Genomic DNA, 10,129 nt, shown 5'->3' on the forward strand with positions numbered 1-10,129 from the left:
CAACGCGTCCTCGACCTCGACATCCCCCTGTGGCGCGCGGTCCGGATCGCCGAACGCACCCAGTACCTACCCCTCGAAGGCGCCGCCCAGGTCGACCAAGCCCTCGCCCCCAGCGCCCACACCGTGGTCGAGGCCCAGATCGAGCGCGCCGTGGCTTCGGCGTTGGCCGAGCACGCACCTCTGGAGGCCGAACACCGCCGGAAGAAGGCCGAAGAGCACCAGCACCTCGACATCGACCTCACCGGACCCCACCTCCTCGACGGTGTCGCCGAGATCCACGGCCACCTCGACCTCGCCGATGCCCTCGACCTCGACGCCGCCATCGGCGCCACCGCCCGACAGCTCGCCGACCTCGGCTCCACCGAGTCGCTCGACGTGCGCCGCGCCAGAGCCGCCGGCGAGATCGCCCGCGCCCAAGCAGCCCTCGACCTCACCCACACCGAACCAGACCCCACCGCTCCCACGGAGCCGGCCGGTCCCACCGAGCCTGTTGCCCCGACGAGAGGCGGTCGTGGGGTCACCCTCTACGCCCACCTCAACGCCACCGACGTCGCGTTCCTCGACAACACCCGCTCCCCGGTCCTGGTCGAGCAGCTCCTCACCTGGTGCCAGGCGATGGGGACCAAGGTGACGATCAAGCCCGTCATCGACCTCAACGCGAACCTGTCATCAGACGGCTACGTGCCCAGCACCGCGGTCGCCGAACAGGTCGATCTACGCGACAGGCGATGCGTCTTCCCGTTCTGCACCCGGCTGCGCACCGACAAGGACCACCGGGTCCCCTACGACTCCGGCGGACAGACCGAGTCCCACAACGTCGCCCGGCTGTGCCGAGGCCACCACCGCGCCAAGACCTTCAGCACCTGGACCTACGACATACCCGCCCCCGGGATCTACCTCTGGCACTCACCCGCCGGCAACACCCTCCTCGTCGACCGCACCCGAGAACCCTGACCACCCCGCCCCGACACCCCGCCCACACCGGGCGGGCTACAGGCATGCCCGGATCCGCCGACGCCCCGGTCAACCGGCGTACGCCGCCAGCCACGGGTGCCCAGGATGCGCGCGCTCCACCATCGCCCACAGCCACGAGCGCGCGGCGTCGTCGAGGAGCGGGAGCGCGACGGCCAGGTCGGCACGGTCCTTGGGCCGGTCGAGGCGGGCCTTCATCATCAGCGAGACCTCCGGCCGCAGGTAGCGCAGGCCGTCGTCGGCCACCCACGTCACCTCGTCCAGCGGCGCGACGTGGTCGTGGAAGCGCTTGTTGGTCCAGAGCCCGTCGGTCGCCAACGTGAGCGGCATGTCGAGCACCCACGGCGCCCCGGAGTGCTCGCGCACCCACAGCTGGCTCTCCGGGTCGATGTCGGGGAACCGGGCGTCGAAGGGGCGCAGCCACGACGAGTCGGCGTTCCACGGCGTCCACCGGTCGCCGAGGAACAGCCGGAACGCCTCGGCGTCGTGGGCGAAGATCGAGACGTCGAGGTCGTCGTGCTCGCGCGCCACCCCGGTGAACACCTCGACCGCCCAGCCGCCGATCACCCACCACGGCCGGTCGAAGCCCGCCATGAAGGCGCCGATCGTCGAGGGCGTCAGGGGTTCCCAGTCGCCATACCAGCGGAAGAAGTCCTCGTCGTCGAGCTGATCGGGTTGCTCGTGCTGGGGCGTGGGCGACGTCACCCGCCTCACCCTAGAAAGCCGGCGCCGACTTCAACAGCCGCACGCCGGTTCCCGTAGGTCACTGCGACACCGATCACCCCCGATCCCCGAGACCCAGGAGTGACCAGATGAAGCAGTCCCGTGCCCGCCGCAGCCTCGCCGCCGTGCTGACCGGCGTCCTCGCCACCGGCGCCGCCGTCGCGTTCGTCCCCGGCGCCGACGCCACCGGTGGGAGTCCCCGCGCCTACGGCCTGACCGCGAACGGCACGCTCGTGTCCTTCGCCGTCGACCGCCCCGGCCGCGCCGTGACTGTCGGCAAGATCAACGGCCTGGGCGTGCAGGCGCTCGTCGGCATCGACGTCCGCCCCGCCAACGGCAAGCTCTACGGCGTCGGGCGCGGCGGCGGGCTGTTCACGATCAACCCCAAGAACGCGCAGGCCCGGCGGGTCAGCACCCTCGACGTCGGCCTGAGCGGCCAGTCGTTCGGCGTCGACGTCAACCCCGCCGCCGACGCGCTGCGGATCGTCAGCAACACCGGCCAGAACCTGCGCCACGCCTTCGCCGGTCACGTCACGACCGCCGACGCGACCCTCAACGTCCCGGACACGACGCCGCGGGTCCGCGGGATCGTCGGTGCGGCCTACACCAACAACGACAAGGACGACACGACCGGCACCGCGCTGTTCGACCTCGACGCGGCGGCCGACTCGGTCGCCCTCCAGGTGCCGGCCAACGCCGGGACCATCACCAGCCAGGGACCGCTCGGTCGCAAGACGTCGGCCCGCGCCGGCTTCGACATCCACTCGGCCAGGAGCGGGGGCAAGGCCGTTCGCAACACCGGCTACGCCACCCTCGGCGGCAACCGCGGCTATGCGCTCTACACGGTCGACCTGTTGTCGGGCCGGGCGTCCCAGGTCGGCGAGTTCGACCAGCTCGTGGTCGACCTCGCCGTGGTCCACTAGACCGCGACATGGCCTTCCTCGCGTCGCGGCGCACTCCCGCGTCGGACCCGCTCCTCTCCCGGGAGGAGGGGGTCCGGGCCGCCTACGCCGCCCACGGCGACGAGCTCTACCGCCTGGCGATGCGCGGGCTCGGTGACGCGGGCGCGGCGCAGGACGTGGTGCAGGAGACCTTCCTGCGGGCGTGGCGCGCGCGGGAGCGGTACGACGCCACGCGGGCGAGCCTGCGGACCTGGCTCTTCGAGATCGCGCGCAACGTCGTGATCGACGCCCAACGGGCGCGCACGGCGCGCCCCTGGCTGCGCGGCTTGGCCGACCACGAGACCCTGGAGCAGGCAGCCCCGGGGGTCGGGGACGGCTGGGACGCGTTGATGAGGAGGGTCCTGGTGGAGGAGGCGCTACGACGCCTGGGCGAGGACCACCGACGCGCGATCGAGGAGACCTACCTGGCCGACCGGCCCTACCCCGAGGTCGCCGCCGAGCTCGGCATTCCCGAGTCGACGCTGCGCAGCCGGGTGTTCTACGGGCTCAAGGCCCTCCGCGTCGTGATGGAAGAGATGGAGGTGACGCCATGACGGAGCACGAGAAGCTGCGGACCGACCTGGGTGCCTACGTGCTCGGGGCGCTGCCGCCCGACGAGGTCGCCGTGCTGGAGGCCCACCTCGCGACCTGCGCGGGCTGCCGCGCCGAGCGCGACGACCTGCTGCCCGCGGCCACGGTGCTCGGCGAGCTCAAGCGCAGCGAGGCCGCTCCCCCGCTCCCCGTCGAGTCGGCCCCGCCGGGGCTCGACGCGCTGGTGCTCGGCCGCCTCGACCGCGAGGCGGCGAGCGAGCGTCGTACCGCCTGGGCCCGGAGGGCCGGGCTCGCCGCCGTCGCCGGGGCCGCCGCGGCGGTCGTGCTCGTCGTCGGCCTCGCGATCACCCGCGACGACCCGCCGACCGAGGAGGCCGCCCCGGTGCCGCCGATGGAGCTGGTCGACGTGGCGGCCTACGACGACGGCGTGATCGCCGACGCCGCCCTGGTCAACCACACCTGGGGCGTCGAGGTGAAGCTCACCGCGACCGGCTTCGCCGACGGCGGCCGCTACCGCGTGCTGGTCGTCGGCACCGACGGCCGGCGCTACCCCGCCGGCGCCTTCGTCGGCACGGGGTCGCGCGAGATGCACTGCAACCTCAACTCCGCGGTGCTGCGACCCGACGCCACCGGGTTCGAGGTGCGTGACGGCCGCGGTGACGTGGTCGTGAGCTCGACCTTCGCCTGAGTTTCGACCTCCGCCGCCCCACGCTAGGCCGGCTCGACCACCTTCCGCATCACGCAGTTGCCCTGTCCCTTGGGCCGGTCGTAGGTGAACCCGAGCCGCTCGTACATCGTGCGGGTGCCGTTGTAGAGGAACGACGACGAGACCTTCTTGCCCTGCGCCTTCTTCTCCGCGAGGTCGTGCGGGTAGCCCTCGACGACCCCGCCCCCGGCGGCGGCAACCAGGTCGACGGCGCCCTGCAGCGCGACGGCCGCGAGTCCCTGCCGGCGCAGCGTCTTGTCGACCTGGATGCAGGTGACGCGGTAGTCGACCGGCTCGACCTGGGTGGCGTCGTACTCCTTGCGGTGGTGGATGGCGGGCAGCTCCTCGGGCGTGCCGTACTCCGCCCAGGCGACCGCCCGCCCGTCGATCACGACGAGGGCCGCGTGGGCGATGCCCTCGTCGACCATCCGGCGCTTGAAGGCCCGGGAGTCCTCGATGCCCTGGACGCTGCTGCCGCCGTCGTGGAACCAGCGGCACCAGCAGCCGCCGAAGAGGCCGCCCTGGCGCTCGACCAGGTCGGCGAAGAGGTCCCAGGTCCCGGGCTCGAGGGCCACGATCGAGTAGTCGCTCACGCCGACACCGTAAGCCGCAACCCGGACGAGATCGGGTCAGGTACCGGCGAGCGTCACGACGACCGCGAGGTGGTCGGCGTCGGGCACCTCGAGCCGGTCGACCTCGGTCACCGCCACCGTGTCGCGGGCCAGCACGTGGTCGATCTGCACGACGGCCAGCGGGAGTCCCAGCTCGCCGTGGGCCGGCCAGGTGGGCGCCCAGCCACCGTTGGTGAGCTCGACGGCGTCACGCCAGCCGGCGTCGACGAGGTCGCGGATCGTCGGGTGGTCGAGCGTGGCGTTGAGGTCGCCCACCACGAGGTCGACGGCGTGCTCGCGAGCGGCCCGGAGCAGCAGCGGCTGGTCGTGGCGCCAGTCGGCGGGCAGCTGCGGCGGCGCGGGGTGGGTGGCGAGCAGGGTCAGGTCGTGGGTGCGCACGACGAGCGAGTCGAAGATGGTGTCGACGCGCGCGACCTCCTCGATCGGCTCGCTCGAGAAGACCATCGTCCCGCTGGTGGTGTCACCGGCCTCCCCCGCCCGATGAGGCAGTACGTCGGCCAACCCGGCCGCGTCGGCGGCCGCGACGAAGCGCGGGGTCACCTCGCTGACCACCAGCACGTCGACCCCGCGGTCGCGGACCGCATCGACGACCACGGCGGCGTCGCCGCGGCCGTACTCGACGTTGGCGCTGAGCACGGTCACCCGCTCCGCGCCGGCAGCGGGCTCCGGCGCCCCGCCCACCACGAGCGGCGCGAACCACGCGACGTGCAGCGCGAGCAGCGCCACGACCAGGCCGGTCGCGCCCAGCCAGGGCCACCGGCGCCGACCACGCACGACCGCCGCGACGAGGAGGACCAGCGCGACGGCGTACGGCAGCAGGGCGAGGGGTGCGAACGCGGTGAGGACGATCCCGAGGTCGCCGGTCCAGCCGGTCAGGCGGCTGAGCGTGACCGGCAGCGCGGCCACGACCAGGAGCGCGGGAACGATCGCGAGGACCGCCCGTCTTGCCTTCACGGACGCGTCACAGCAGGACGAGGTCGTCGCGGTGGACGACCTCGCGGCCGTAGCCCGCGCCGAGGTCGCGGCCGAGGTCGTGGCTCGAGCGTCCGAGCAGGGCGGGGAGCTCGGCGGCGTCGAAGTTTACGAGGCCACGGGCGACGACGCGGCCGTCGGCGTCGGCGAGGTCGACCGGCTCGCCGGCGACGAAGCGGCCGGAGACCCCGGTGACGCCGGCGGCGAGCAGCGAGGCACGTCGCTCGACGACGGCCCGGACGGCGCCCGGGTCGAGCGTGAGCACCCCGTGGGCCTCGGTGACGTGGGCCAGCCAGAGCAGCCGGATCGGACGCTTGCGACCGGTCGGGCGGAAGAGCGTGCCCACCGCCTCGCCGGTCAGCGCCTGGCCCGCACGCGCCGCAGAGGTCAGCACGACCGGGATGCCGGCGCCGGTGGCGATCCGCGCGGCCTCGACCTTGGTCTGCATGCCGCCCGTGCCGACGCCGGCGGCGCCCGAGCCGCCGATACGGATGCCGTCGAGGTCGGCGTCGACCGCGACCTCGCTGACGAGGGTGCTGCCGGGGTCGTCGGGGTGGCCGTCGTAGAGGCCGTCGACGTCGGAGAGCAGCATCAGCAGGTCGGCGTGCACGAGGTGGGCCACGAGCGCGGCGAGCCGGTCGTTGTCGCCGAACCGGATCTCGGTGGTGGCGACGGTGTCGTTCTCGTTGACGATCGGCAGCACGCCGAGCTCGAGCAGCTTGACGAAGGTCTGGTGGGCGTTGCGGTGGTGGGCGCGGCGGGTGACGTCGTCGATGGTGAGCAGGACCTGGCCGGCGACGATGTCGTGGCGCGCCAGCTCGGCGGTGTAGCGGTGGATCAGCAGCCCCTGGCCGACGGCGGCCGCGGCCTGCTGGGCGGCCAGCCCCGACGGGCGGCGCTTGAGCCCCAACGGGGCGAGGCCGGCGGCGATGGCGCCCGACGAGACGAGCACGACCTCGGCGCCGCGCTGCCGCAGCCCGGCCAGGACGTCGACCAGCGCGCTCAGGCGCGCCGGGTCGAGCCCACCCGCCGCGGTCGTGAGCGACGAGGAGCCGACCTTGACGACGACCCGGCGGGCCTCGGTGACCTCAGTCCTCGGCACCGGGGTCGTCCTGGGCCCAGTCGGGGTCCTCGTCGGACCCGATCTCGTAGGACACGGGCCCATAGACCTCGGGCTTGTCGAGGCGGCGCGCGACGTCGGCGCGGGTCTCGGTCTCAGAGCGGTCGGGCATGTTCTCCTGGATCGCGCGGCGTCGGCCGACGGCCGCGCGCTCCTCGCGCATCCGGGTGTCCTCGCCGCGGCGGGCGAGGTTCTCGGCGCCGGCGTCGAGGCCGGGCTTGAAGTCGAACACGACCGCGTTGTCGGGGTGGCCGATGAGCACGGTGTCGCCCTCGACGGCACCCAGGCCGGCCAGCTTCTTCTCGATCCCGAGCCGGTCGAGCCGGTCGGCGAGGAAGCCGACGGCCTCGTCGTTGCTGAAGTCGGTCTGCCGCACCCAGCGCTCGGGCTTGGTGCCGCGGACCCGCCAGCCCTCGGGGGTCTCGGTGACGGTGAAGTCGCCGGTGCCGTCGGCGCTCGGCGGCCGCAGCACGATCCGGGTGGCGACCTCCTCGGCCTTCTCCTCGCGGGCGGCCAGCACGATCTCGGCCATGGCGAAGGTGAGCGCGCGGGTGCCCTCGCCCGAGGCGGCCGAGATCGGGAAGACGCGCAGCCCGCGGGCGCGCAGGTCGTCGACGACCATGTCGGAGATGTCGCGGCCGTCGGGCACGTCGACCTTGTTGAGCGCGACCAGGCGCGGCCGGTCGTCGAGGCCGCCGTACCTGCTCAGCTCGCGCTCGATGATGTCGAGGTCGTCGAGCGGGTTGCGGCCGGGCTCCATGGTCGCGGTGTCGAGCACGTGCACCAGGGCGGCGCACCGCTCGACGTGGCGCAGGAAGTCGTGACCGAGGCCGCGTCCGTCGCTGGCTCCCTCGATGAGGCCGGGCACGTCGGCGACGGTGAACGTCGTCTCGCCGGCCGTGACGACGCCCAGGTTGGGGACGAGGGTGGTGAACGGGTAGTCGGCGATCTTGGGACGGGCCCGCGAGATCGACGCGATGAGGCTCGACTTGCCGGCGCTGGGGAAGCCCACCAGGCCGATGTCGGCCACGACCTTGAGCTCGAGGACGACCTCGACCTCGTCGCCGGGCTCGCCGAGCAGCGCGAACCCGGGGGCCTTGCGCTTGGAGCTGGCCAGGGCCGCGTTGCCGAGCCCGCCGCGACCGCCCTCGGCGATGACGAGCTCGGTGCCGGGACCGACGAGGTCGGCAACCGGCTCACCGCCCTTGAGGCTGACGACCGTGCCGCTGGGTACGGCGAGCACGAGGTCGGCTCCGTGGCCGCCGTTCTTGTGGGCGCCGGCGCCGTGGCCGCCGTGCTCGGCCTTGCGGTGCGGGCTGTGGTGGTAGTCGACGAGCGTGGTGACGTCGGGCTCGACCCGCAGGATCACCGAGCCGCCGGGGCCGCCGTTGCCGCCGTCGGGGCCGCCGAGCGGCTTGAACTTCTCGCGGTGCACCGACGCCACGCCGTGCCCGCCGCGACCCGCGCTGACGTGCAGTGTCACGCGGTCGACGAAGGTGGGGACGGCCATGGTGGTGGTGCTCCTGCAATCTCGAGTTCTAGAAAAGTACGAAGGGCGCCCCGGCTCGGGACGCCCTGTCGTGGTGGTGCATTCGCTGCTGGGTGAGCGGGGCTCAGTCCTGCGGCAGGATGTTGATCACGCGGCGACCGCGCTTGACACCGAACTCGACGGCGCCGGGCTGCAGCGCGAAGAGGGTGTCGTCACCGCCGCGGCCGACGCCGCTGCCGGGGTGGAAGTGGGTGCCGCGCTGGCGCACGATGATCTCGCCCGCGTTGACCAGCTGGCCACCGAAGCGCTTGACGCCGAGGCGCTGGCTGTTTGAGTCGCGGCCGTTCTTGGTGGACGCCGCGCCCTTCTTGTGTGCCATGTCAGTAGTCCTTCAGTGGTCTCAGGTTGTCAGGCTGGGTCAGGCGGAGATGTCGGTCACGCGGACCTGGGTGTACTTCTGGCGGTGACCCTGGCGCTTCTTGTAGCCGGTCTTGTTCTTGTACTTCTGGATCACGATCTTGGGACCCTTGGTGCCGCCGAGGACCTCGACGGTGACCGACGCGTCGGCCAGGTCGGTCGCCTTGACGGTCTCGCCGTCGACGGTCATGACGACCGGGAGGGTGAACGTGTCACCGACGGGGGTCGTGACCAGGTCGATCTCGATGACGTCGCCGACAGCGACCTTCTGCTGCTTCGCGCCTGCGCGCACGATCGCGTACACCGCGGTCTCCTTCGTCTGTCACTGTCACTGGTGAGTCATGGCCCTGCGGCACGGCCTCCTCCCCCGTCTCGATGAGGACCGAGGGTGGGTGCCGGGCAGGAGAGAAGCGCCGTTGCCGACGCACAAGGGACCATCGTACGGATCTGGTGGACCCGGGGCAAAACGTCGTCCGGACCGTAGTCTGCGGCGGGTGACGGACCCCTATGCCGCCTCCTACCCCGTCTACCCGGCCGGCGGCCCGGTCTCGGCCCCGCCGCGGCGGGGCCGGCCGGTCGACATGACGGTGACGATCCTCGAGCTGGTGCTGCTGGCCCTCGCGGCCCTGTGCGTCACGGGACTGGCCCTGTTCCTCGGCGCCTGGTCGGAGGGCGTCGCCCCGGAGGACGACGTCGCACCCTTCATCGCCCGGGTGCTGGTCCCGACCTGGACGCTCTGGCTGGTCGCCCTGGGCGTGTCCATCGTGCTGATGGTGCGGGGCAAGCTGGCGTTCTGGGTGCCCCTGGTCGCCCTGGCTCTCTGGCTGGGGTTCTTCGCGCTCGTGTTCAGCAACGGCGGGTAGGCCCGCCGCTGCCGTCGCGTCCGCGGTCGCCCGGCTCAGCGCTTGCGGGTGCCGCCCTTGCGCTTGACCGGCACGTGCAGACCCGTGTCGTCGCCGTCCTCGGTCGGCCCGCCCGGCGCCTCCGCGCCGGCGTCGCCGGCGTCGCTGGCTTCGGGAGCCGGGGTGACCGGCGTACGGCGGGCGCCACCGCGGGTGCGGGTGACGACCTTGGGGGGCTCGGGAGCCGACTCGGGGGCCACGACCGGCGCTGGCGTGGGGACGACGACCTCGACCGCGGCCGCGGTCGGGGTGGTGACGGTGCGGCTGACGCCGCGGCGGGTCCGGGTGATCACCTTGGGCTCGGCCGGCGGGGCGGGCGGGGTGGGCGCTGCCGCCTCGGGCTCGGGCGTGGGCTCGGGCGTGGGCTCGGGCTCCGGGGTGCGGTCCGGGGTTGCGAGGATCTCGACCTCGGGCTCGGCGGTCTCGATGGACGGCTCGACGGCCGCGACCGCCTCGGCGGGCTCCGGGGCGTCGACCGGCGCCTGCCCGGCCTGGCTGGCCAGCGCCGCTGCGGCGTCGGCCTCCTCCTTGTGGATCTCGGCCTTGGCCATGGCGGCGAACTCGGCCGGGGTCGGCTTGTGGGCCGGGACCGTGGTCGGCGTCGCCGGGGCGTCGTCACCGCGTCCGCGGCCACCGCGACGGCGTCCGCTGCGGCGCTCGCCGTCACCGGCGTCGCCACCGGAGGCGCCGCCCCCGTTGCTGC

12 protein-coding genes and 1 pseudogene are annotated in these 10,129 nt (G+C 73.3%); 5 read left to right on the top strand and 8 right to left on the bottom strand.

Annotated features, from left to right (window positions below; translation table 11 throughout):
• A partial coding sequence (locus Q7T52_RS16220; protein ID WP_304804303.1) for an HNH endonuclease signature motif containing protein occupies window positions 1–954 on the top strand: 954 nt, incomplete at its 5' end.
• Window positions 955–1,023: 69 nt separating this feature from the next.
• Here the strand turns inward: Q7T52_RS16220 and Q7T52_RS16225 are convergent.
• Window positions 1,024–1,677 (bottom strand): hypothetical protein, encoded by a 654-nt coding sequence (locus tag Q7T52_RS16225; RefSeq protein WP_304804305.1) that lies wholly within the window; start codon window positions 1,675–1,677, stop codon window positions 1,024–1,026.
• Window positions 1,678–1,784: 107 nt separating this feature from the next.
• Between Q7T52_RS16225 and Q7T52_RS16230 the strand changes: the two genes are divergently transcribed.
• Genes Q7T52_RS16230 through Q7T52_RS16240 form a run of 3 tightly spaced genes read left to right on the top strand, consistent with a single transcriptional unit; the run spans window position 1,785 to window position 3,876 of the window.
• Entirely contained in the window at window positions 1,785–2,618 is an 834-nt protein-coding gene (locus Q7T52_RS16230; protein WP_304804306.1) for a DUF4394 domain-containing protein, read from the top strand.
• Between the two features lie 8 nt (window positions 2,619–2,626).
• Window positions 2,627–3,190 carry a sigma-70 family RNA polymerase sigma factor gene (locus tag Q7T52_RS16235; RefSeq protein ID WP_304804308.1) on the top strand — a complete coding sequence of 188 codons (564 nt, stop codon included), beginning with the start codon at window positions 2,627–2,629 and terminating at the stop codon, window positions 3,188–3,190.
• Window positions 3,187–3,876, top strand: coding sequence for an anti-sigma factor (locus Q7T52_RS16240; RefSeq protein WP_304804310.1), 690 nt, complete (start codon window positions 3,187–3,189; stop codon window positions 3,874–3,876). Before Q7T52_RS16235 ends, Q7T52_RS16240 begins: the two co-directional genes overlap by 4 nt.
• A gap of 23 nt (window positions 3,877–3,899) precedes the next feature.
• On the opposite strand, the gene Q7T52_RS16245 is transcribed toward Q7T52_RS16240, so the two are convergent.
• From Q7T52_RS16245 to rplU, 6 genes are all read right to left on the bottom strand, one after another.
• Window positions 3,900–4,487, bottom strand: coding sequence for a GNAT family N-acetyltransferase (locus tag Q7T52_RS16245; RefSeq protein WP_304804312.1), 588 nt, complete (start codon window positions 4,485–4,487; stop codon window positions 3,900–3,902).
• A 36-nt stretch (window positions 4,488–4,523) separates the two neighbouring features.
• On the bottom strand, window positions 4,524–5,480 hold the full coding sequence (locus Q7T52_RS16250) for an endonuclease/exonuclease/phosphatase family protein (RefSeq protein WP_304804314.1): 957 nt from the start codon (window positions 5,478–5,480) through the stop codon (window positions 4,524–4,526).
• 7 nt (window positions 5,481–5,487) lie between these two features.
• Window positions 5,488–6,600, bottom strand: coding sequence for a glutamate 5-kinase (proB, locus tag Q7T52_RS16255; RefSeq protein ID WP_304804316.1), 1,113 nt, complete (start codon window positions 6,598–6,600; stop codon window positions 5,488–5,490).
• The gene (obgE, locus tag Q7T52_RS16260; RefSeq protein ID WP_304804318.1) at window positions 6,587–8,128 is read right to left on the bottom strand and encodes a GTPase ObgE; all 1,542 of its coding nucleotides are present in this window, start codon (window positions 8,126–8,128) and stop codon (window positions 6,587–6,589) included. The genes proB and obgE overlap by 14 nt, the downstream gene beginning before the upstream one ends.
• Window positions 8,129–8,231: 103 nt before the next feature.
• On the bottom strand, window positions 8,232–8,486 hold the full coding sequence (rpmA, locus tag Q7T52_RS16265) for a 50S ribosomal protein L27 (RefSeq protein WP_304804321.1): 255 nt from the start codon (window positions 8,484–8,486) through the stop codon (window positions 8,232–8,234).
• Between the two features lie 39 nt (window positions 8,487–8,525).
• Window positions 8,526–8,828, bottom strand: a complete 303-nt coding sequence (rplU, locus tag Q7T52_RS16270) for a 50S ribosomal protein L21 (protein ID WP_304804323.1) — start codon at window positions 8,826–8,828, stop codon at window positions 8,526–8,528.
• 190 nt (window positions 8,829–9,018) lie between these two features.
• Here rplU and Q7T52_RS16275 point away from each other — a divergent pair, with 190 nt between their 5' ends.
• Window positions 9,019–9,387 carry a hypothetical protein gene (locus Q7T52_RS16275; protein ID WP_304804325.1) on the top strand — a complete coding sequence of 123 codons (369 nt, stop codon included), beginning with the start codon at window positions 9,019–9,021 and terminating at the stop codon, window positions 9,385–9,387.
• 35 nt (window positions 9,388–9,422) lie between these two features.
• Here Q7T52_RS16275 and Q7T52_RS16280 read toward each other — a convergent pair.
• A pseudogene (locus Q7T52_RS16280) lies at window positions 9,423–10,129 on the bottom strand (hypothetical protein); the annotation flags it as partial.

The organism is Nocardioides sp., assembly GCF_030655615.1.
In the GTDB taxonomy this organism is placed as follows: Bacteria; Actinomycetota; Actinomycetes; order Propionibacteriales; family Nocardioidaceae; genus Nocardioides.